The sequence below is a fragment of the Serratia quinivorans genome (assembly GCF_946227985.1).
In the GTDB taxonomy this organism is placed as follows: Bacteria; Pseudomonadota; Gammaproteobacteria; order Enterobacterales; family Enterobacteriaceae; genus Serratia; species Serratia quinivorans_A.
Map to the genome: position 1 here is coordinate 701,112 of NZ_CAMKGL010000001.1, position 22,230 is coordinate 723,341.

The following is a 22,230-nucleotide window of genomic DNA, read 5'->3' on the forward strand; positions in this document are numbered from 1 at the left end:
GGATGTGTCCCATAATAGCCCCTCGGTGCGCTAGGCCCGGGTATCTCAGACGCCCGCCCGCATCCTACCCCCAAATACCCCAACTCACTTCGCAGTACATCCCGCCGAATATCTAAATCATGATTTTTATACTATTTTCAATTAATTAACGCTACTGCCTGCCCTGATACTTTAGGGGTAGGCACGCCGTTGCCATCGTTATTCTCCCTCCGTTCTCTTGATCGCAATCAATTTGCCGCTGCAACCGCATTAGTAGGCTGGCGGCAGATTGAGCAATGCCGTTCCTTTAACGGTAAAAATATTAAAAGCTTTCAGGAGAACTCCGGATGAGCAAGTTTCTAGACCGATTCCGCTATTTTAAGCAGTTGGCGGAACCCTTTTCTGGCGAACATGGCCAGACGCTGAACACCAACCGCGACTGGGAAGACGGCTATCGCAGCCGCTGGCAGCACGACAAGATTGTGCGATCCACCCATGGGGTGAACTGCACCGGCTCCTGTAGCTGGAAGATCTATGTGAAAAACGGCCTGGTGACCTGGGAAACCCAGCAAACCGATTACCCGCGTACCCGTCCGGACTTGCCCAACCATGAGCCTCGCGGTTGCCCACGTGGCGCCAGCTACTCCTGGTATCTGTACAGCGCCAACCGCCTGAAATACCCCTTGATGCGCAAACGGCTGATCACACTGTGGCGTGAGGCCAAGGCGCTGCACAGCGATCCGGTCGATGCCTGGGGATCAATCGTTAGCGATCCTGAAAAATCCAAAAGCTACAAGGTCGCACGCGGACGCGGCGGCTTTGTTCGCTCCAGCTGGCAGGAAGTGAACGAACTGATCGCCGCTTCCAACGTCTATACCGCCAAAACCTTCGGCCCGGATCGCATCATCGGCTTCTCACCGATCCCGGCGATGTCGATGGTGTCTTACGCCGCCGGTGCACGCTATCTGTCACTGATTGGCGGCACCTGCCTGAGCTTCTACGACTGGTACTGCGATTTACCACCGGCCTCGCCAATGACCTGGGGCGAGCAGACCGACGTGCCGGAATCCGCCGACTGGTACAACTCCTCCTACATCATCGCCTGGGGCTCTAACGTGCCGCAGACGCGTACCCCGGACGCTCACTTCTTCACCGAAGTGCGCTACAAAGGCACCAAAACCGTAGCGGTGACGCCGGACTATGCCGAAGTCGCCAAACTGTGCGACCAGTGGCTCAATCCCAAGCAGGGCACCGACAGCGCCATGGCGCTGGCAATGGGCCACGTGATGCTCAAAGAGTTCCACCTGGATCGTGAGGTGGGCTACTTCCGTGACTACGTGCGTCGCTACACCGATATGCCGATGCTGGTGATGCTCGAGCCGCGCGAAGCAGGCTATTACGCCGCCGGTCGCCTGCTGCGTGCCGCCGATCTGGTGGATGGCCTGGGACAGGAAAACAACCCGGAGTGGAAAACCGTCGCCATCGATCAGCGCAACGGTGAGCTGGTGGCACCGCAGGGGTCGATTGGCTTCCGCTGGGGCGAGCAGGGCAAATGGAACCTGGAACAGCGCGCCGGTGAAGACGGGCAGGAAGTCGAGCTGCAACTCAGCCTGCTGGGCGCACATGACGAAGTGGCCGACGTCGGGTTCCCTTACTTTGGCAGTACCGAGAGCGAACATTTCAACAGCGTGGCGCTGGATGAGATCCTGCTGCACAAGCTGCCGGTCAAACGCCTGCGTCTGGCGGACGGCAGCGAAGCCCTGGTGACCAGCGTTTACGACTTGACCCTGGCCAACTACGGCCTCGATCGTGGCCTGGACGACGCCAACTGCGCCACCGACTATGACGACGTCAAAGCCTACACTCCGGCCTGGGCCGAGCAGATCACCGGCGTCTCACGCCACAACATCATCCGCATTGCCCGTGAGTTTGCAGGTAACGCCGAGAAAACCCATGGCCGTTCGATGATTATCGTCGGTGCCGGTGTTAACCACTGGTACCACATGGACATGACCTACCGCGGCCTGATCAATATGCTGATCTTCTGCGGCTGCGTTGGCCAAAGCGGCGGCGGCTGGGCGCACTACGTCGGCCAGGAAAAACTGCGGCCGCAGACCGGTTGGCTGCCGCTGGCGTTTGGCCTCGACTGGCAACGTCCGCCACGCCATATGAACAGCACCTCGTTCTTCTATAACCATTCCAGCCAGTGGCGTTATGAAACCGTAGGCACCGAAGAACTGCTGTCGCCGTTGGCTGACAAGACCCGCTTTGGCGGTAGCCTGATTGACCTTAACGTGCGCGCCGAGCGCATGGGCTGGCTGCCGTCGGCCCCCCAATTGGGCACCAACCCGCTGCATCTGGCGGCGCAGGCGAAAGCCGCCGGTCAGTCGCCGCTGGACTACACCGTCGAAGGATTGAAAAAAGGCAGCCTGAACTTTGCCGCCGAACAGCCGGACAACCCGCAGAACTTCCCGCGTAACCTGTTCGTTTGGCGTTCCAACCTGTTGGGCTCATCCGGCAAGGGCCACGAGTACATGCTCAAGTATTTACTGGGCACCGAAAACGGTATTCAGGGCAAGGATCTGGGCCAGCAGGGCGGCGCCAAGCCCGAGGAAGTGGAATGGCTGGATAACGGCGGCGAAGGCAAGCTGGATCTGGTGGTGACGCTTGATTTCCGCATGTCCAGCACCTGTCTTTACTCCGACATCGTGTTGCCGACCGCTACCTGGTACGAAAAAGACGACATGAATACCTCGGATATGCATCCGTTTATTCACCCGCTGTCGGCGGCGGTCGATCCGGCCTGGGATTCGAAAAGCGACTGGGAGATTTATAAGGGCATCGCCAAAGCCTTCTCCGAGGTGTGTGTCGGGCATTTGGGCCAGGAAACCGACGTGGTGACGCTGCCTATTCAGCATGACTCGGCAGCCGAGCTGGCGCAGCCTTATGGCGTCAAAGACTGGAAAAAAGGCGAGTGCGATCTGATCCCCGGTATTACCGCGCCGCACATCATGGTGGTAGAGCGCGATTACCCGGCCACCTACGAGCGTTTCACTTCGCTGGGGCCGTTGCTGGACAAGCTGGGCAACGGCGGCAAAGGGATTAGCTGGAATACCCAGACCGAGGTCGACTTCCTGAAAAAACTCAACTACGTGAAGGCGGATGGCCCGGCCGTTGGTCGGCCGAAGATTGAAACCGCTATCGATGCCGCCGAGGTGATCCTGGCGCTGGCACCGGAAACCAATGGACAGGTCGCGGTCAAGGCGTGGGACGCGTTGGGCAAGATGACCGGCCGCGATCACCGCCACCTGGCGCTGAACAAGGAAGATGAAAAAATCCGCTTCCGCGATATTCAGGCCCAGCCGCGCAAAATCATTTCCAGCCCGACCTGGTCAGGTTTGGAAGACGAACATGTGTCTTACAACGCCTGCTATACCAACGTGCATGAGCTGATCCCATGGCGCACCATCAGCGGCCGTCAGCAGCTGTATCAGGACCATGAGTGGATGCGTGCCTTTGGCGAGAGCCTGCTGGTTTATCGCCCGCCGATCGACACCCGTGCCGCACAGCCGTTGCTGAACCAGAAGCCGAACGGCAACAAAGAGAAGGCGCTGAACTTCCTGACGCCGCACCAGAAATGGGGCATTCACTCCACTTACAGCGACAACCTGCTGATGCTGACCCTGTCGCGCGGCGGGCCGATCGTCTGGATGAGTGAGGAAGATGCCAAAGATCTGGGGATTGAAGACAACGACTGGATCGAAGCCTTTAACGCCAACGGTGCGTTGACAGCGCGGGCGGTGGTCAGCCAGCGCGTCCCGGCCGGCATGACCATGATGTACCACGCGCAGGAACGTATCGTGAATATTCCCGGTTCGGAAATCACCAGCCAGCGCGGCGGTATCCATAACTCGGTGACCCGCGTCTGCCCGAAACCGACCCATATGATCGGCGGTTACGCGCAGCTGGCCTACGGCTTTAACTATTACGGCACCGTCGGATCCAACCGCGATGAGTTTGTGGTGGTACGCAAGATGAACCGCATCGACTGGTTAGACGGTGAAGGCAACGACGACTCGCAGGGTAGCCAGCAGGAGAAAGCAAAATGAAAATTCGTTCGCAAGTTGGCATGGTGCTGAACCTGGACAAATGCATCGGTTGCCACACCTGTTCGGTAACCTGCAAAAACGTCTGGACCAGCCGCGAGGGCATGGAGTACGCCTGGTTCAATAACGTGGAAAGCAAGCCCGGCGTGGGCTATCCGCACGCCTGGGAAGATCAGGAAAAGTGGAAGGGCGGTTGGATCCGTAAAATCAACGGCAAGCTGGAGCCGCGCATGGGCGGCCGCGTCGGTCTGCTGTCGAAGATTTTCGCCAACCCGGACGTCCCGGCGCTGGACGACTATTACGAGCCGTTCGACTACGACTACCAGAACCTGCATACCGCGCCGCAGGGCAAGCATCAGCCGATCGCCCGTCCGCGCTCGCTGATCACCGGCCAGCGCATGAAGAAGATTGAAAATGGCCCGAACTGGGAAGAGATCCTCGGTGGTGAATTCTCCAAGCGTTCGAAGGACAAAAACTTCGACAATATGCAAAAGGAGATGTACGGCCAGTTTGAAAACACTTTCATGATGTACCTGCCGCGCCTGTGCGAACACTGCCTTAACCCGGCCTGTGTCGCGACCTGTCCGAGTGGCGCTATCTACAAGCGTGGCGAAGACGGCATTGTGCTGATCGATCAGGATAAATGTCGCGGCTGGCGCATGTGCCTGACCGGCTGCCCGTACAAAAAGATCTACTTCAACTGGAAAAGCGGCAAGTCCGAGAAGTGCATCTTCTGCTATCCGCGCATTGAATCCGGCCAGCCGACGGTGTGTTCGGAAACCTGTGTGGGGCGTATCCGTTATCTGGGCGTGCTGCTGTATGACGCCGACCGCATTGAGCAGGCGGCCGCGGTCGAAAACGATAAGGATTTATACCAGAGCCAACTGGATATCTTCCTCGACCCGCATGACCCGGCGGTGATTGCCCAGGCGTTGGCCGACGGCATTCCACAAGGGGTGATCGAATCTGCCCAGCAGTCGCCGGTATACAAAATGGCGATGGACTGGAAACTGGCGCTGCCTTTGCATCCGGAATACCGCACGCTGCCGATGGTGTGGTACGTGCCGCCATTGTCACCGATTCAATCCGCCGCCGATGCCGGTGAGCTGGCGCACAGCGGCGTACTGCCGGACGTGGAAAGCCTGCGTATCCCGGTGCAATACCTGGCCAACCTGCTGACCGCCGGGGATACCGCGCCGGTGCTGTTGGCGCTCAAGCGCATGCTGGCGATGCGTCATTACAAACGGGCAGAAACCGTTGACGGTGTGCTGGACACCAGCGCACTGGAACAGGTGGGGCTGACCGAAGCGCAGGCGCAGGAGATGTATCGCTATCTGGCGATCGCCAATTACGAAGACCGCTTTGTGATCCCGTCCAGCCATCGCGAACTGGCGCGTGTTGCCTTCCCGGAAAGCAAAGGCTGCGGCTTTAGCTTTGGCGACGGTTGCCACGGCAGCGACGGCAAGTTCAACCTGTTCAACAGCCGCCGCATTGACGCCATTGATGTGACGAAAAAAACGCCCCGCCAGGAGGATGCCTCATGATCAGCCTGAAAGTGATTGCCCGCCTGCTGGACTACCCGGAGCAGGCGCTGTTTGACCATCAGCAGGCGCTGGTGGAAGCGCTGGAACCGGCCAGCGAACTGGATTTGCACCATAGCGCACAGCTGATTCTGTTTATTCGCCGTTTTTGCGCCCGCCCGTTGCTGGATGTGCAGGCCGAATACTGCGAGCTGTTCGACCGGGGGCGTGCTACCTCACTGTTGTTGTTTGAGCATGTGCATGGCGAGTCGCGCGATCGCGGTCAGGCCATGGTCGATCTGATGGCGCAATACCGCGAAGCCGGGCTGGAGATTGACAGCCGCGAACTGCCGGATTTCCTGCCGCTGTATCTGGAGTATCTTGCCAGCCGCAGCAAGCAACAGGCCACCGGCGGGTTGCAGGACATCGCGCCGATCCTGGCGCTGTTGGGGGCGCGGCTACAACAGCGGGAAAGCCCGTATGCGGTGCTGTTTGATCTGCTGCTGGCGCTGTCTGGCAGTGAAGTACAGGCACAAACGCTGGCGTCCCAGGTAGCAAAAGAAGCCCGCGATGACACGCCGCAGGCGCTGGACGCGGTATGGGAAGAGGAACAGGTGCGATTTATTTCGCAGGGCAGTCTCGGTGAAGAGGGCTGCGCTTCGGCGCAGCAGGCGGCGCACCAACGGCGCTTTGCCGGCGCGGTGGCACCGCAATACCTGGACCTGACGGATGCGCTAACCGGAACCAAAGGACGCTAATCATGCAATTTTTAAATCAGTTCTTTTTCGATATTTACCCCTATCTGGCGGGCGCGATTTTCCTGATCGGCAGTTGGCTGCGTTACGATTACGGCCAATACACCTGGCGCGCCGGATCCAGCCAGATGCTGGATAAAAAGGGCATGCGACTGGCTTCCAACCTGTTCCACATTGGCATTCTGGGCATTTTCGCCGGGCACTTCCTCGGCATGCTGACGCCGCACTGGATGTATGAATCCTTCCTGCCGATTGATGTGAAGCAGAAGCTGGCGATGATCGCCGGCGGTGCCTGCGGTGTAATGACCTTGATCGGCGGTGCGCTGTTGCTGAAACGCCGTCTGACCAACCCGCGGGTGCGGGCGACCAGCAGCTTTGCCGATATCATGATCCTGACCTTGCTGGTGGTGCAGGTGTGCCTCGGTCTGCTGACCATTCCGTTCTCCGCCCAACATATGGACGGCAGCGAGATGATGAAGCTGGTGGGTTGGGCACAGGCGGTGGTGACCTTCCATGCTGGTGCGTCAGAACATCTGGTGGGGGTTGCGCCGATCTTTAAACTGCATATGGTGTTGGGCATGACGCTGTTCGTGCTGTTCCCGTTCTGCCGCCTGGTACATATCTGGAGCGTGCCGGTGGAATACCTGACCCGCCGTTACCAGCTGGTGCGTAACCGCCGCTAGTTTTTTCAACTGCGCGTCGGCCTGGCAGGCTGGCGCGCAGTTACGGAAGTGACACCTTGAGTAAAAAAGTAACATTTTCTTCTGTTTTTTCCCTCCTTCCAAAGATGTTTAAACCACCCAGAATTGGCCGCGGTACACAGCACGGTGTGCTGAATATTGCGATGCCCCAAATAGTCCTGAATCACCCGGGTATCGGCCAATGCATAGCCACAGGCATGGCGCAACATACTTGGCTGCAATAGGCTGGCTTTTCATATTTGCCAGTTCGATAAGGCATTTATTTCGCGCAAGCTGCTGAATTTGCGAAGCGTTACGCAGTTCGTTAATTGAACAATGATTGCTGATGAAGTAAGCTTTTCTCCACTAACTGACAGCCACAGGAGGTGGGGTATGCGTAGTTTGCCAATTCGGTTATCAAATAAAATTGACGACGATCTGAACGATATTGCCAAGCGGCATGGAATGGAGAAAACCGAGGTGATCAAGATCGCTTTTGCGCTAATTGCCATTGCTGATAAACAGTGGGTGAAACAGGATGGCTCATCTTTGGGTATCGTGCGAGGGAGCGGCCAGGATTTGGAGGCGGTGGGGCAGGTCGTGGGGATTTTTCCATGAAGACTGAAGAGACGAAAATACTGGCAGAAGCCAACGGACTTTATCAGGAGCAAGTGTTGGTGGTCGACGAAATGGAGCGATTGCGGCTAGCGCGTCAGGTATTGTGCGGTATTTTCGTTATCAGCGTGGGCGTTTTTATTGCCCACGCGTATTGGGATCAAAATGAATCCATCAGGCAGGTGTTTGAACTGTTGAAGATTGGCGCACTGCCGTTGATCACATTGGTGATCTCCTTTTACTTCCCTAACAGCCACGCCAGATAATTCCCGCCGATTTGCCCATTTTTGCTTCCTTGCCGTAAACTTGATATCTCAGTATTGTTACAATTATTCGTCGGCGGCCGCCGGCTATTTGCAGTGCATAACAACAATCAATAGCCCAGGTTTGTGGGCACTTTGGGATTTAAAACCGGGGATGATTCGGGGCTGTCACAGGATAGCGCCGGGAGATCGCTTTATGGATATGCAGGTTAGTTAACAATAATAATGACAACACAATCATGTTCACCCATGTTGCTGCCGTTGAAAGTCATCGCCACGGGGGCAGCGCTGCCACCCAACCGAGTCGACTCCTCCGCGCTGGATAGCCTGCTGTGCAAACCGACAGGCTACGTCGAGAAACGCTCCGGTATCAGCTACCGTTTTCACGCCACCGATGATGCCAGCCAGGCTGAACTGGCCGTCGCAGCATTGCAGGATGCCTTAATCCGTTGCCGCATCGATGCACAATCGATAGATTTGCTGATTTCCGCGTCCGCGATTTCAGTGCAGGCCCTGCCTTGCACCGCTGCGCACATTCTTAAAGTGGCCGGGCTGGCATCGGGCACCGCCGGTTTCGATATCAACAGCAGCTGCGTCAGCTTTATTTCCGCCATGCAGGTGGCCGCCGGGTTGCTGAATGCCGGTACCTACCGGCGCATTGCTATTGTTTCCGCCGATTTGGCTTCACGCGGTATTGACTGGCAGCATGAAGAATCTTCGCTGATTTTTGGCGACGGTGCGGCCTGTGCCATCGTCGAGCGTGGCGACGGCAGCAGCGGTATTTTGGCCAGCCTGGTGGAGACCTATCCCGAAGGCAGTGAGCTGTGCGAGATCCGTGCCGGAGGAACGCGGCGCAACCCGCGCGCCGGGATGAATAACAGCGATTTCCTGTTCCATATGCAGGGTAAACAGCTGTTCCGCCAGGCGTCGGCACTGATCGAAGATTATCTTGCTCGTTTGCTGGCAGCCAGTGGCCTGACATTGGCGCAGATCGCCACGGTGGTGCCGCATCAGGCGAGCCACCTGTCGCTTGAGCATATGCGTAAGCGGCTGCACGTTTCCCCTGAGGTACTGGTGGATATTTATCGCTATCACGGTAATCAGGTGGCGGCGTCTATCCCGACGGCGCTACATGCTGCCGTTACCGGCGGTCGTTTTAACCCTGGTAAGCCGGTGATGCTGATCGGCACCGCCGCCGGGTTGTCGCTGGCCGGCATGGTGTTGCTGCCATGAAGGTCTTGGTCACCGGGGCCACCAGCGGACTGGGGCGTAATGCGGCGCAGTGGTTGCTGGACGCGGGCCATCAGGTTCATGCCACCGGGCGTGATAGCCGCGCCGGGCAGGAACTGCGTGCGTTGGGGGCCGGGTTCAGCCCGCTGGACTTGACGCAGGCCACGGCGGAGCAGTGCCGTCAACTGATGACCGGCTGTGATTGGGTCTGGCACTGCGCGGCAAAATCTTCCCCCTGGGGCAGCCAGGCCGCGTTTTATCAGGCCAACGAGGTCGCGACCGAAAAGCTGGCGCAGGCGGCAGGGGACTGCGGTGTCCGACGTTTTGTTCACATCTCCACGCCGGCAATCTATTTCGATTTTCGGCCGCACCAGAATATTGATGAAGGGTATCGCGCCCGGCGTTTCGCCAATCATTACGCCGCCAGCAAATATGCCGCCGAGCAGCGGCTGCAGGCACTGGTGCCGCGTTACCCGCAAACTACCTATATTATTCTCAGGCCCAGAGGGCTGTTCGGCCCCTATGACCGGGTGATTGTACCGCGGGTGCTGCAACAGCTGGATCGCGATCGCGGGGTGCTGCGGTTACCTGGCGCGGGCAACGCGGTATTGGATCTGACCTTTGTACTGAATGTGGTGCATGCGATGGATCTGGCCAGCCGCCAGCACGGGTTGCCATCCGGCGCGGCCTACAACATCAGCAATCATCAGCCGCAGCGGCTGGCGGAGATGCTGGATTCGCTGCTGCGTCAACAATTGGGCTTGCGCTACCGGCTACAGGCCGTGCCCTATTCCTTGCTGTATGCGTTGGCGGGCGGGCTGGAATTGCTGGCCCATTTTACAGGCAAAGAACCTCAGCTGACGCGCTATAGCGTGGCGGCGGTGCATTTCGATATGACGCTGAGCCAAACCCTTGCTGTGGAACAGTTAGGTTATCGGCCACGTTATTCTATGGAAGAGGGGATCCTCATCACCGGCGAGTGGCTTAAACGGCAGGGAGATCAGCCCCATGGCTAAGGTGACGGCTTTTGAAGTGGGGTACTGTACCCATATCGGCTGCATGGCGCTGCGCGGTGCCGGTTTTCGGGTGTGTAAATTCCCTGCCCGTGCCTATTTACTGGAAGTGGGGGATCGTCGTTGGCTGTGGGATACCGGTTATGCGCACTATTTCCAGCAGCAGACGCAGTCCGGCATTTTCCGCATCTACCGCCACATGACGCCGGTGTATTTCGACCCCCGTGAGTCTCTGAGTCAGCAGCTACTGTCTGCCGGTTACGCGGCTAATGATATTCAGGCGCTGATTATCTCGCACTTTCACGCCGACCATATTGCCGGGCTGCGTGATTTCAAACACCTCGATTTCATCTGCTCTGGCGAAGGCTGGCGGCAAACTCGCACTTTACGCGGCTTCGCGGCCTTAAAACGCGCCTTTATCCCCGGCCTGATCCCAGAAGATTTCGAGAGTAATCTGCAGTTTATCGAGGGTTTCCCACAGGTCAGCCTGCCCGCGTTACTAGCCCCTTTCGAGCGCGGCTATGCGCTGCCGGGCAGTGAAGGGCAGATCCTGCTGGTTGATTTGCCGGGGCATGCGGCCGGGCACATTGGTGCCTTTATTCTCACCGACGGTGGTTGGACGCTGCTGGCCAGCGACGCGGCCTGGTCGCCGCTGAGTTATCAGCAATTGCGCGGGCCTTCGCGGTTGGCCAATCTGGTGATGGACGATGCCAGCGCCTATTACCGCACGCTGGAGCGCCTGAATCAGCTATGGGCGAGCGGCAACGCGAATATTTTACTGTGTCATGAGGGGGATTTATGATCCCGCTGATGACGCTGTGGCATTACTTTCGCAGCCGGCGCTTAACCTTTGGCGATCGCCAGTCGCTGGAGGCATACCAGGCCAAACGGCTCAGGCGTTTTGCGCGCCGTGTGCTGGCGAAGAGTCCTTATTTCAGCCGTTTTAAACAGCAAGCGATTACCGAATGGCCGCAAATGGACAAAGCGCTGATGATGGCGCAGTTTGACCAAATGAATACCGCCGGGCTGCAGCGCGATCAGCTGCTGGCCTGCGCGCGGCGCAGCGAGCAACAGCGGGATTTCAGCCCGAAAATCGGTAAATACAGCGTGGGCCTGTCATCGGGCACTTCCGGCCAGCGCGGTATTTTTGTCGTCAGCCCGCATGAACAAAGCCTTTGGGCCGGTGGCATGCTGGCGAAAATGCTGCCGGACGGGCTGTTTGCCGGTGAGCGCGTGGCGCTGTTTCTGCGGGCGGACAATAACCTGTATCACAGCGTCAACAACCGCTGGCTTAGCCTGGAGTTTTACGATCTCTTCGCCCCTTTTGCCGCGCAGTTGGCACGGTTGGAGCAACAGGCACCGACGATTATCGTCGCACCGGCGCAGGTGTTGCGTGCATTAGCGTTGGCGGTGTTGGACAGAAAAGTTCGGCTCGAGGTTAAAAAGGTGATTTCGGTGGCCGAGGTGCTGGAGGAGCAAGACCGGCGACTGCTGGCGCAGGTGTTTCCGGCGGTGGGTGAGGTCTATCAGGCCACCGAAGGCTTTCTGGCCGCCACCTGCGCGCACGGTACCCTGCACCTGAACGAAGAGTTTTTGCATATCGAACCTCAATGGATTGATGAGCAGCGCTTTACGCCGTTGATCACCGACTTCACCCGCAGCACCCAACCGATCGTTCGCTATCGGCTGGATGACGTGCTGGTCAGGCAGACCGAGCCTTGCCCCTGTGGGCAGTCGTCAATGGCGATTGCCCGCATCGAAGGACGGCGTGACGATCAACTGATGTTGCCGGATGCCCTTGGCCGGCCGCAGCGGGTGTTTGCCGATTTGTGCAGCCGTGCTATTGCCAATGCACTGCCGCTGACCAGCGATTACCGCCTAATTCAGAGCGGCGAGCGGCAGTTGCAACTGATTGCCGACTGTAGCGAAGCCGAACTGGCGCACTGCCAGTTGCAACTGTCTGCCTTGTTTGAACGCCATGGCATCGACAGCGCTGGGCTTGAATGGCAACTGAGCGTGCAGGCGGTGATGCCGCAGTTTGATCGCAAGAGAAGACGGATCACCCGACAGGTGGCGGCATGATGAAAACGCTGCCGTACCGGCTGTGGCAAATGCTGTTGGGCTGGGGATTCGTTGGGGTGATTTATCGCAGTACCGATCGCCTGCAGGGCGTGGGTACGCTGCTTCCCCCTTCGGCGATTGACCGTTGGATCCCGTTTAGTCCGACGGCCATTTGGCTGTACCTGTCTTTCTTTATCATTATTCCGCTGGGTTACTTGCTGGCCCCGATCCCGCGGGTTCGATGGTTGCGTGCCGCGATGCAACTGACGGCGTTGGGAGCCGGGGCGGTCTACCTGTTGTGGCCGACCACTATGGCTTATCCGTCAGACGGCGGAGTCGGCGTGAGTTCAACGCTGCTGGTGGCGCTGACCCAGGTGGATTCGCTGCAAAACTGCCTGCCGTCGTTACATATGGCGCTGACGGTGCAGGCGGTATGGGCACTGAGCGATCCGCAGCGTAAAGTGAGAACCGCGCTGTTGATGCTGTGGGCGCTGGCGATTGCCTTTTCCATTTTACAACTGCGCCGCCATCTGCTGGTCGATCTGGTTAGCGGGGCGTTGCTGGCATTTTTGGCCGGCTGGCTGGTTCAGCGCAAAGAAAGCTGGCGGCGAGACACCGCCAGAGGAGAGATAGAATGAGCGAACTGGCGATGCCTATCCTGTTCATGCTGTTTGTCGTGATTGGCGAGGCGCTGGTGCTGCAGTATGCACAGCGCCAGCAGGTCAACTGGCACGATCTGGTGTTCAATCTGAACTCCGGCCATATCATGCTGTGGTTGTTCCGCGGGCTGGAAATCACCTGCTACGGCTATGTGGCGGCGCACTTCAGCCTGGATCTGCTGAGCCGTTGGCCACCGGTGCTGATTTGGCTGTTTGCCCTGCTGGCGTGGGACTTCGGTTTTTACTGGTTGCATCGCTTGCATCATTATCTGCGCGTGTTGTGGGCGGTACATGTGGTGCATCATCAGGGTGAGCATTTCAATCTGTCGCTGGGGGTACGCAATTCCTGGTATTCGTCGCTGACCTCGATCCCGTTTTTTCTTCTGCTGGCCCTGTTGGGCGTGCCGCTATCGGTGTTTGTCACGGTCTCGATCCTGCACTACAGCATCCAGCTGTTTAACCATAATGCGCTCTCCCCCAAGCTCGGCTGGCTGGAGCATATTCTTGTTACGCCAGCGCACCATCGGGTGCATCACGTTAAAGATATGGCCTATTCGAACCAGAACTTCGGCGGCAGCTTTATTTTTTGGGACAAGCTGTTCGGCACTTTTTGCCCGGGCCTGCCGCAAGCGCCGTTTGTGTATGGGGTTAGCGGTGATAAGCCGTCTGCCAATCCGTTCTGGGCCAGCAATCTGCCATTCCTGCGCTATTTTCGCCTGCGCTGGCGGCCCAGGGCGAGCAACGGTCGTTTTCGCTACTCGGCGCTTAGCGTGTTCAGCGGGGCGATGCTGCTGTTTGCGCTGGTGATTGGCTATGTTGACCAGTACGGCTATGGCTACAGCGATATCAGCTGGCCGCAGATGGCGCTGTTGGTGTTGCTGGCATTGGGCTCGATGGCGCTGGGCGGCATGACCGAAGGGCATCGTTGGGCGATTGTCGTCTGGTTGATGATGACGCTGAGTCTCCCGCTGTTGTTTATCGGTTATCTGGGCTGGCCGCAGCTTTATTGGCATCTCGCGATGGCCTTGATCGCATTGCACGGTGTTTGTGTGGCGTTGGGCTGGGGCCGCGTACGCGCTCTTAAGCCGGTGGAGGAACCTCATGGCTGACACACTGGTTTCACTGAAGTTTCCCGCCGACGGTGAACAGCTGTTCCATCGTGCGCTTAAACGGGCGGCTCATGCCTATCTGGCCGGTGACCATCGCTATGCCGACGGTTGGCGGTTGGCAAAGGCGGCGCTGTTGTTGGCGCTGTGCGTGGGCTTTTACGCGCTAAGTCTAATGCAGCAGCAGGTTTGGGCCTTTTTTACCTGCTATTTTTTGTTCGTGATGATGGGCATGTTGCTCAACGTGAATGTTAACCACGATGCCTCGCATAATGCTTTTCTACGTGCCCCTTGGGCTAACCGACTGGCGGGGCGACTGGTGACGCTGCCGCTGGGGGTGGATCCGGATTATTGGCGGGTGCGCCATGTGGAATACCACCACCTTTACGCCAACGTCGAACATTACGATCTGGATACCGAAGAGAATGGTTTTTTCCGCCAGACGCCGTTCCAGCGCTGGCGCAAGCATATGCGTTATCAGCACCTCTACTGGCCGCTGATTGCCGCACTCTCCTTGCCGTATATCGCCTGGATATTTGACTGGTCAGATCGCCTGGGTAAAACCCCGCTGCATGAAAAGAACATTCTACCGGGCCGCAGCGGCTGGGCGGTGTTTATCCTGTGCAAGATTGGCCATTTGGTGCTGGTATTGGCGCTGCCGCTGGTGCTGTGCCAGCAGCACGGTATCGGCTGGCCGTGGGTGCTGCTGGCCTATGTCATCAGCCAGATGTGTGCCTCGTTGTTGGTGGTGTTTCTGCTGCTGGGTACCCATTGGGCGCAGGCCGAATTTTACCCGGCCCCGGAGGGCGAAAGCATGCCACATGGCTGGTATCGCCATAATTTCGCGACCGCCTGCGACTGGCAAACGTCGCCGCGTGGGTTGCAGCACCTGACCGGCGGGCTGAATTATCATCTGACCCATCATCTGTTTCCCGGCTGGAATCATCGCCATTATCCGGCGCTGGCCGCCATAGTGGCGCAGTTGGCGGAACAACACGGCATGGAATACCGCTGCATTGGTTACCGCGAACTGCTGGCGCAGCAACAGCATTTCTTACGGCGTATGGGACAGCCATGAAGCCACTGCGTCCGTTAGCTTTCAAGCCGGATGACACCGGGCTGCATCGTGCGCTGATGCAGGCCGCGCAGGGCTATCTGACTGAGCATCGCGACCATCGTTTTGCCGATGGCGGTATGCTGGCGAAAGTGCTTTTCCTGCTGGCGCTGTGCGCGCTTTGTTATGGGTTGAGCCTGCAGCAACAGAGCCTCTGGCTATTTTTTGCCTGCTACTTCGGTTTTATCTTCATCGGCATGTTCCTCACGGTCAACGTGGTGCACGACGCGTCGCACAACGCGTTTTTCCGGCAGCCCTGGGCCAACCGCTGGCTGAATTGCCTGGTGAGTATCCCGCTCGGCCTGGATCCCGATTGCTGGCGGGTACGGCACGTTATTTTTCACCACGCGCACAACAACATCGAGCATTACGATCCCGATATCGACGCCAATGGCGTGCTGCGGCAAACGCCGTTCCAGCGTTGGCGGCCCTTTATGCGCGCGCAGCGCTTTTACTGGCCGCTGGTGGCGGCGATGACCTTTCCGTATTACATCTGGCTGTTCGACTGGCTGGATCGGGCAGGGCGAACCCGGGTCAGGGCGCGGATGGCACAACAGGGCCTACACGGCTGGGGTATTTTTCTGGCGGGCAAAGCAGCGCACCTGATACTGGCGCTGGCGATCCCGTGCTATCTGCTGCCGCCGGCAATCGGCGTGGGGCAGATCCTGCTGGTTTATCTGCTCAGCCAGATGCTGTCTTCACTGCTGTTTGTGATGTTGATTATCGGCACCCACTGGGCCAAGGCGCAGTTTTATCAGGCGCCGGAGCAGGGGCCAGTAGCGCACGGCTGGTATCACCATGTGTTCGCGACGACCTTTGACTGGTTCACGCGCCCGCGCTGGCTGGGTTATTGGTTGGGCGGTGCTAATCTGCACCTGACCCACCATCTGTTCCCGCACTGGAGTCACCGGCATTACCCGGCATTAAGCCGTATCATTGCCGAGGTGGCACCGCGTTTTGGTATCGATTATCGCGTGTTGGAACTGGGGGAGTTACTGCGTCTGCAACAGCGCTTTCTCAGCGCGATGGGGCGTAAACCGGTTTAGTGATTAGCGTGGGCATTTTACTGCCCACGCTTGCCAGACAACGCCTGGATTAATGCGATCGCATGCCCGCGGCATTCATCAACAGGCGGAATATCGAAGCGACCGCGAACAGCCCCAGCACGCTGGCGCTCCAGATCACCACCAGCCAGCCAATGCGTTTCCACCAGGGGGCCGGTACCGGTGCGGTTTTATCCTGCATAGTTTTTTCCCTCCTCAATGATAACCATGTTCATGGCTGACCTTGCCGCGGAACACGTAGTAGCTCCAGAAGGTGTAAACCAAAATAATTGGAATGATAAACAGCGCGCCCACCAGCATAAAGCCCAGGCTTTGCGGCGGCGCAGCGGCTTGCCACAGGGTGATGGACGGTGGGATCAACAACGGCCAAATACTGATGCCCAGACCACTGAGGCCAAGGAACACCAGCAGTAGGGTGAGCAAGAATGGCGAGTAGTGCGCCGCATTTTTCACGCCATGCCCAATGCCCCAGGCGCTGAGCAGCACCAGGATCGGCACCGGCAGCAGCACAAACAGATTCGGCAGTGAGAACCAGCGGGTGGCGATCTCCGGGTGAGCAATCGGCGTCCAGATACTGACCACTGCCAACACCAGCAGCAGGGTAACCAGCAGCGGCGTAGCCAAACGGTACATGCGGGCCTGCAGGTCACCGGCGGTTTTCATCACCAGCCAGGTGCAGCCGAGCAACGCATAGGTCACCACCAGCCCCAATCCGCAAAACAGCGCGAATGGGGTCAGCCAGTCGAGAGCGCCACCGGCATAGGTGCGGCCGTTGACCGGGAAACCTTTGATGATGGCACCCACCACCACCCCCTGGCTGAAGGTGGCGAAGATAGAGCCCCAGATGAACGCCTTGTCCCAAATGTGGCGTTTTTCTGCCGTGGCCTTAAAGCGGAACTCAAAGGCCACGCCGCGGAAGATCAGACCAAACAACATCAGGGTCAGCGGAATGGCCAGCGCGTCGAGGATCACCGCGTAAGCCAATGGGAAGGCGCCAAACAGCGCCGCCCCCCCCAGAACCAGCCAGGTTTCATTGCCGTCCCACACCGGGGCGACGGTGTTCATCATTACATCACGGTCACCGCTGTCCTTAACCCAGGGGAACAGAATACCGATACCCAAATCAAAGCCGTCCATTACCACGTACATCATGGTGCTGAACACGATGATCACAAACCAAATCAGCGGAAGATCAATGCCCATGTTCAGCTCCTGTCATCCAGAGTTTCTTTCACCGCAGACAGCGGACGTGCCGGTCGGCCTTCGGTGTCATCTTCATGCCCTTCATGCTGCTGCGGCCCTTTACGGATCAGTCGCATCATGTAGGAGTAGCCCACGCCGAACACCGAACAGTAGACGATGATAAACGCCAGCAGGCTGATGCTCATGTGCAGGTCACCGTGTGCGGAGACCGCATCCTTGGTGCGCAGCAGGCCATAGACCACCCACGGCTGACGCCCAATCTCGGTCGTGAACCAACCCGCCAGCAGGGCCAGTAACCCGGAAGGCCCCATCCACAAAATGAAGTAGAGGAACGGCCGGGACTGATACAGGCCACCGCGCCAGCGCAGCCACAGGCTCCAGACCCCGGCGAGGATCATCAGCATGCCCAGCGCCACCATAATGCGGAACGACCAGAACACCACCGTGGAATTCGGCCGGTCCTCCGGTGGGAAGGACTTCAGCGCCGGTACCTGCTCGGTCAGGCTGTGGGTCAGGATCAGGCTGCCCAGGTAAGGCACTTCCAGCTTGAAGCGGGTTTCCTCGCGTTGCATATCCGGCCAGCCGAACAGGATCAGCGGGGTGGCTTCACCCGGCGGGTTTTCCCAGTGGCCTTCGATAGCCGCGATTTTTGCCGGCTGATATTTCAGCGTATTCAGGCCGTGGGCATCGCCGATCATCGCCTGTATCGGTGCGACAATCAGCGCCATCCACATTGCCATCGACAGCATTTTGCGCATCGCCGGAGTGTCACGCCCGCGCAGCAAATGCCAGGCGGCGGAGGCACTGACAAAGAACGCCGAGGACAGGAAAGCCGCGGTTGACATGTGCAACAGCCGGTACGGGAATGACGGGTTGAAAATCACTTTCAGCCAGTCGACCGGCACCACCTGGCCGTTAATGATTTCGTGGCCCTGTGGGGTCTGCATCCAGCTGTTGGAGGCCAGGATCCAGAAGGTGGAAATCAGCGTCCCCAGCGCCACCATGCAGGTCGCGAAGAAGTGCAGGCCAGGGCCGACACGGTTCCAGCCGAACAGCATTACCCCAAGGAAACCGGCCTCCAGGAAGAAGGCGGTCAGCACTTCGTAGGTCAGTAACGGGCCGGTGATACTGCCGGCAAACTCGGAGAAAAAGCTCCAGTTGGTGCCGAACTGATAGGCCATCACCAGGCCGGACACTACGCCCATGCCGAAGTTGACGGCGAAAATTTTTGACCAGAAATGATAGAGATCGCGGTAGGTTTCATTCCGCGTTTTCAGCCACAACCCTTCCAGCACCGCCAGATAACTGGCCAGGCCAATGGTAATTGCAGGGAAAATGATATGGAAAGAAACGGTGAAGGCGAACTGTATTCTGGCAAGTTCCAGTGCATCAAGACCCAGCATGGCGCCTCCTCGGGTTGTACATAAAATGGCCTCTTCAGTATAGCGGTAATTTTTCTATCGAAAGCTTGGCGTCAAGTTAAGCACGGAGTACATTAACTATAATAGTGACAGTTATTTCACTTTTTTATATAACAGTTAGGGCTTATGACCAGATACGAACAGCTTGCACAACAGATTCGTGAACAGATCCAGAACCGGGTATGGCGGGCGGGTGACAAGCTGCCGTCGCTGCGCGAGAGCGGTAAACGCGCCGGGCTGAGCCTGATGACGGTGGTGCAGTCGTATCAATTGCTGGAGAGCCAGGGCTGGATCGTCGCACGGCCACAATCCGGTTATTACGTGGCGGCGCGTCCGCAGCCGCTGCCGCAGCCGGCACACGGCGCAAAGCTGTTGCTGAGCGAGCAGGTGGATATCAACACCTTTATTTTTGATGTGCTGCAGGCGTGCCAGGATCCGGAGATTGTGCCCTTTGGTTCGGCGTTTCCCGACGCCACCTTATTTGCTCAACCCAAGCTGGCGCGGGCGCTGAGCAGCGTGGCACGCAAGTTTACGCCGCACAGCTCACTGGCCAATTTGCCGCCCGGCAATGAAGCACTGCGCCGCCACATCGCCCAGCGTTATGCGCTGAGCGGTATGCAGGTGGCACCGGACGAAATCGTGATTACCGCCGGGGCGATGGAATCATTGAGCCTCAGCCTGCAGGCGGTGACCCAGCCGGGGGACTACGTAGCGATTGAATCGCCGGCGTTTTATGGTGCGTTGCAGGCACTGGAGCGGCTGCGTCTGAAGGCGGTGGCGATTGCCACTCACCCGCAGGACGGTATAGATCTGGATGCGCTCGAGCAGGCGCTGGAGCAGTACCCGATCAAGGCCTGTTGGCTGATGACCCACTTCCAGAACCCGCTGGGGGCCAGCCTGTCGGACGACAACAAGCAGCGGCTGGTGAATTTGCTGCGAGAGCGGCAGATTTCCCTGATTGAGGACGACGTTTATGGCGAGCTGTATTTCAGCGCCGAGCGGCCACAGCCGGCCAAGGCGTGGGACAGCGGTGGGCAGGTTCTGCATTGTTCGTCGTTCTCCAAATGTCTGGCGCCGGGGTTCCGCGTCGGTTGGGTAGCGGCGGGGCGCTACGCGCAGCAGATCCAACGGTTGCAGTTGATGAGCACCGTCTCGACCAGCGTACCGACCCAGTTGGCGATTGCCGACTATCTGCTGCACGGCGGCTACGATACTCACCTGCGGCGCCTGCGCCGCCTGCTGGCGCAGCGCCAAAGCATGATGCGCCAGGCGATTGCCCATCATTTTCCGCCGACCGTCAAAGTCAGCCAACCCGACGGCGGCTACTTCCTGTGGCTGGAGCTGGATCCGGCGCTGTCGTCGATGGAACTCTACCAGCGGGCGCTGGCATTGGGAGTGAGTATCGCGCCGGGCCGCATGTTTACCACCGGCAACCATTTCAACCATTGTTTCCGCCTGAACGCCTCTTTTGACTGGAGCGACAAGCACGAGGCAGCAATCAAAACCTTAGCCAAACTTATCCGGCAGCTCGAACCCGCAGGCTGAGCCATGCGGATTGGCCGGATATCGCAATAGAAAAATTCATAATGCTTTTTTCGGCAATGGAATGCCGGTTTCGTTGTTAGACAGCCCTCCGGCCGCCCATTACTCTGCGATAAATTTTGTCACATTTTATCAACGGGTAACGAGGGGCAGTGGGTGAGAAAAATAAAAAATAATATAAACAGGCTGTTGCAAAAACGACTGGTGTCCCTGGCGCTGGCCGGTACGCTAGGCATTTCATGGGGTGGGCAGGCGCTGGCGGAAACGCTGACGGAAGGGATCACTCCGGCCACCGATGCCAGCCTGGTACCCAACGCCGCCACGCTGCGTAAAGACACCGTGGTGGCCGGTATTCTCGAACCACAGGGCAACTTTAACCCTTATCTGTTCACCAACGGCTGGGATGAGAACGTCACCGATGTGATTTTCACCCGGCTCATTGGCCTGGACAGTGCAGGTAAACCGGTGGCGCGATTGGCTGAATCCTGGCAGGTCAGCCCGGATAATCGGGTGTATACCATCAAGCTGCGCCCCAATCTGCTCTACAGCGACGGTTCACCCATCAAAGCCGAAGACATCGCTTTTACGCTGACGCTGCTGCATGACCCGGCCTATGACGGTGAAACCGACATTACCCCGGCGCATATTCAGGGCGGCGCGGAATATAAAAACGGCACCGCGCCCAGCGTCAGCGGACTGAAGGTGATTGACGATCGCACCCTGCAAATTACCACCACCCAGCCAGGCGCGACTACGCTGCAACTGATCGGCGGGCCGGTGTTGTCGAAAGCCTACTATGGCAAGGATTATCAACGCGGCAAGCTGGAAAGCGTGCGCGCGTTGAATGGTAAGCCGTTGGGCAACGGCCCCTATATTTACGACAAATACATTCCTGGGCAGGAGATCCGCTTCCACGCCAATCCGAATTTCTACCTTGGCCGGCCGGCGGTGGCGCGCTTTATTTACCGTGTAACCAACCCGGCTACCAACTTCCAGCTGTTCCAGACCGGTGAAACCGACTACGACGCCTTTACCGCCAAGCCCGATGATATTGAGCAGTTGAAGCTGTTGGGCTTTGCCAATATCAACCTGTACAGCTCAAGCGACTATAGCCGGGTGGATTTCAACCTCAAGCGCCCGGCACTGCAGGACGCGCGTGTCCGCCAGGCCCTGATCTATGGCCTGGATCGCCAAAAGCTGATCACCGTGGTGTATCAGGGATACGGTACGGTGGCCAATCAGCCAATTTCCCCCGTTTCCTGGGCCTATGATCCTAAGGGTATCAATCCATACGCCTATGACGTCAACAAAGCCAAACAACTGCTCGATCAGGCCGGGTGGAAACCGGGTGCAGACGGCATTCGCCAGAAAGACGGCAAGAAACTGGAACTGACGCTGCTGGTGACCAAAAAGCTGCTTAACGATGCGCTGGTGCCGATCGCCAAAGACAACTATCGGCAGATAGGCGTGCTGCTCAAACCGCAGGTGTTGGATTTCAATGCGTTGCTGGCACAGCGCAAGGCCGGGAATTATGACCTGGCGTCGCTCAGCACCAGCGGGTTGAATGACCCGCATGACGGGGTGCGCGATTTCATCAGTCAGTTGAGTGAAACCGGCTATCACAACCCGCAGGCAGACCAGCTGATTAGTCAGGCTAACGCCACGCTGGATATCGGGCAGCGCAAACCGCTGTATCACCAGCTGTATCAGGTGCTGGCGGAAGACCCACCGGTGATCCTGCTGGGTAACCGCAAGATCCTCAGTGCCAGCAGCGCTCGCGTCACCGGCTTTAAACCGGATGTCTACAATGGCCTGACCGGCAGCCTGCCGGACGTCAAACTGGCTCAGTAACGGCAAGGTACCGCCGCGCTCCTCCGCGCGGCGGTAATGGAAAACACC

Annotated in this window: 19 protein-coding genes and 1 pseudogene; 16 read left to right on the top strand and 4 right to left on the bottom strand. The window is 58.2% G+C overall.

What is annotated here, in order from left to right; translation table 11 throughout:
- Nucleotides 1-326 precede the first annotated feature (326 nt).
- Genes OCH02_RS03265 through narI form a run of 4 tightly spaced genes read left to right on the top strand, consistent with a single transcriptional unit; the run spans nt 327 to nt 7,043 of the window.
- Complete coding sequence (locus OCH02_RS03265; RefSeq protein WP_261429840.1) at nt 327-4,088, top strand: nitrate reductase subunit alpha; 3,762 nt, start codon at nt 327-329, stop codon at nt 4,086-4,088.
- Nucleotides 4,085-5,629: a nitrate reductase subunit beta gene (narH, locus tag OCH02_RS03270; protein ID WP_261429841.1), complete on the top strand. Its 1,545-nt coding sequence runs from the start codon at nt 4,085-4,087 to the stop codon at nt 5,627-5,629. The genes OCH02_RS03265 and narH overlap by 4 nt, the downstream gene beginning before the upstream one ends.
- Nucleotides 5,626-6,363: a nitrate reductase molybdenum cofactor assembly chaperone gene (narJ, locus tag OCH02_RS03275; protein WP_261429845.1), complete on the top strand. Its 738-nt coding sequence runs from the start codon at nt 5,626-5,628 to the stop codon at nt 6,361-6,363. The genes narH and narJ overlap by 4 nt, the downstream gene beginning before the upstream one ends.
- Nucleotides 6,364-6,365: 2 nt before the next feature.
- A complete protein-coding gene (narI, locus tag OCH02_RS03280) occupies nt 6,366-7,043 on the top strand; it encodes a respiratory nitrate reductase subunit gamma (protein ID WP_085117241.1) in 678 nt (225 codons plus the stop codon).
- Nucleotides 7,044-7,048: 5 nt separating this feature from the next.
- Here narI and OCH02_RS03285 read toward each other — a convergent pair.
- Nucleotides 7,049-7,276 (bottom strand): annotated as a pseudogene (locus OCH02_RS03285) (hypothetical protein); the annotation flags it as partial.
- A gap of 157 nt (nt 7,277-7,433) precedes the next feature.
- On the opposite strand from OCH02_RS03285, the gene OCH02_RS03290 reads away from it, so the two are divergent.
- The 10 genes from OCH02_RS03290 to OCH02_RS03335 all read left to right on the top strand — a co-directional run bounded on the left by OCH02_RS03290 (nt 7,434) and on the right by OCH02_RS03335 (nt 16,147).
- Nucleotides 7,434-7,658 (top strand): hypothetical protein, encoded by a 225-nt coding sequence (locus OCH02_RS03290; RefSeq protein WP_261429846.1) that lies wholly within the window; start codon nt 7,434-7,436, stop codon nt 7,656-7,658.
- The gene (locus OCH02_RS03295; RefSeq protein WP_261429847.1) at nt 7,655-7,921 is read left to right on the top strand and encodes a hypothetical protein; all 267 of its coding nucleotides are present in this window, start codon (nt 7,655-7,657) and stop codon (nt 7,919-7,921) included. The genes OCH02_RS03290 and OCH02_RS03295 overlap by 4 nt, the downstream gene beginning before the upstream one ends.
- Before the next feature lie 222 nt (nt 7,922-8,143).
- Nucleotides 8,144-9,151, top strand: coding sequence for a 3-oxoacyl-[acyl-carrier-protein] synthase III C-terminal domain-containing protein (locus OCH02_RS03300; protein WP_261429848.1), 1,008 nt, complete (start codon nt 8,144-8,146; stop codon nt 9,149-9,151).
- Nucleotides 9,148-10,164 (top strand): NAD-dependent epimerase/dehydratase family protein, encoded by a 1,017-nt coding sequence (locus tag OCH02_RS03305; protein ID WP_261429849.1) that lies wholly within the window; start codon nt 9,148-9,150, stop codon nt 10,162-10,164. Before OCH02_RS03300 ends, OCH02_RS03305 begins: the two co-directional genes overlap by 4 nt.
- Nucleotides 10,157-10,963 carry an MBL fold metallo-hydrolase gene (locus tag OCH02_RS03310; protein WP_261429850.1) on the top strand — a complete coding sequence of 269 codons (807 nt, stop codon included), beginning with the start codon at nt 10,157-10,159 and terminating at the stop codon, nt 10,961-10,963. The genes OCH02_RS03305 and OCH02_RS03310 overlap by 8 nt, the downstream gene beginning before the upstream one ends.
- Nucleotides 10,960-12,243 (top strand): F390 synthetase-related protein, encoded by a 1,284-nt coding sequence (locus OCH02_RS03315; RefSeq protein WP_261429851.1) that lies wholly within the window; start codon nt 10,960-10,962, stop codon nt 12,241-12,243. Before OCH02_RS03310 ends, OCH02_RS03315 begins: the two co-directional genes overlap by 4 nt.
- Nucleotides 12,243-12,860: a phosphatase PAP2 family protein gene (locus OCH02_RS03320; RefSeq protein ID WP_261430783.1), complete on the top strand. Its 618-nt coding sequence runs from the start codon at nt 12,243-12,245 to the stop codon at nt 12,858-12,860. Before OCH02_RS03315 ends, OCH02_RS03320 begins: the two co-directional genes overlap by 1 nt.
- The gene (locus OCH02_RS03325) at nt 12,857-13,990 is read left to right on the top strand and encodes a sterol desaturase family protein (RefSeq protein WP_261429852.1); all 1,134 of its coding nucleotides are present in this window, start codon (nt 12,857-12,859) and stop codon (nt 13,988-13,990) included. The genes OCH02_RS03320 and OCH02_RS03325 overlap by 4 nt, the downstream gene beginning before the upstream one ends.
- Nucleotides 13,983-15,065, top strand: a complete 1,083-nt coding sequence (locus OCH02_RS03330) for a fatty acid desaturase family protein (RefSeq protein WP_261429853.1) — start codon at nt 13,983-13,985, stop codon at nt 15,063-15,065. The genes OCH02_RS03325 and OCH02_RS03330 overlap by 8 nt, the downstream gene beginning before the upstream one ends.
- Nucleotides 15,062-16,147, top strand: coding sequence for a fatty acid desaturase family protein (locus OCH02_RS03335; RefSeq protein ID WP_261429856.1), 1,086 nt, complete (start codon nt 15,062-15,064; stop codon nt 16,145-16,147). Before OCH02_RS03330 ends, OCH02_RS03335 begins: the two co-directional genes overlap by 4 nt.
- Nucleotides 16,148-16,196: 49 nt before the next feature.
- On the opposite strand, the gene OCH02_RS03340 is transcribed toward OCH02_RS03335, so the two are convergent.
- Genes OCH02_RS03340 through OCH02_RS03350 form a run of 3 tightly spaced genes read right to left on the bottom strand, consistent with a single transcriptional unit; the run spans nt 16,197 to nt 18,771 of the window.
- Nucleotides 16,197-16,346, bottom strand: coding sequence for a DUF2474 domain-containing protein (locus OCH02_RS03340; protein WP_261429859.1), 150 nt, complete (start codon nt 16,344-16,346; stop codon nt 16,197-16,199).
- Nucleotides 16,347-16,360: 14 nt separating this feature from the next.
- Entirely contained in the window at nt 16,361-17,368 is a 1,008-nt protein-coding gene (gene cydB / locus OCH02_RS03345; RefSeq protein WP_261429860.1) for a cytochrome d ubiquinol oxidase subunit II, read from the bottom strand.
- Between the two features lie 2 nt (nt 17,369-17,370).
- Nucleotides 17,371-18,771, bottom strand: coding sequence for a cytochrome ubiquinol oxidase subunit I (locus tag OCH02_RS03350; RefSeq protein WP_174351939.1), 1,401 nt, complete (start codon nt 18,769-18,771; stop codon nt 17,371-17,373).
- A 144-nt stretch (nt 18,772-18,915) separates the two neighbouring features.
- Here OCH02_RS03350 and OCH02_RS03355 point away from each other — a divergent pair, with 144 nt between their 5' ends.
- Nucleotides 18,916-20,334, top strand: coding sequence for a PLP-dependent aminotransferase family protein (locus OCH02_RS03355; protein ID WP_261429863.1), 1,419 nt, complete (start codon nt 18,916-18,918; stop codon nt 20,332-20,334).
- Nucleotides 20,335-20,487: 153 nt separating this feature from the next.
- Nucleotides 20,488-22,182, top strand: coding sequence for an ABC transporter substrate-binding protein (locus tag OCH02_RS03360; RefSeq protein WP_261429865.1), 1,695 nt, complete (start codon nt 20,488-20,490; stop codon nt 22,180-22,182).
- Nucleotides 22,183-22,230: the final 48 nt, after the last annotated feature.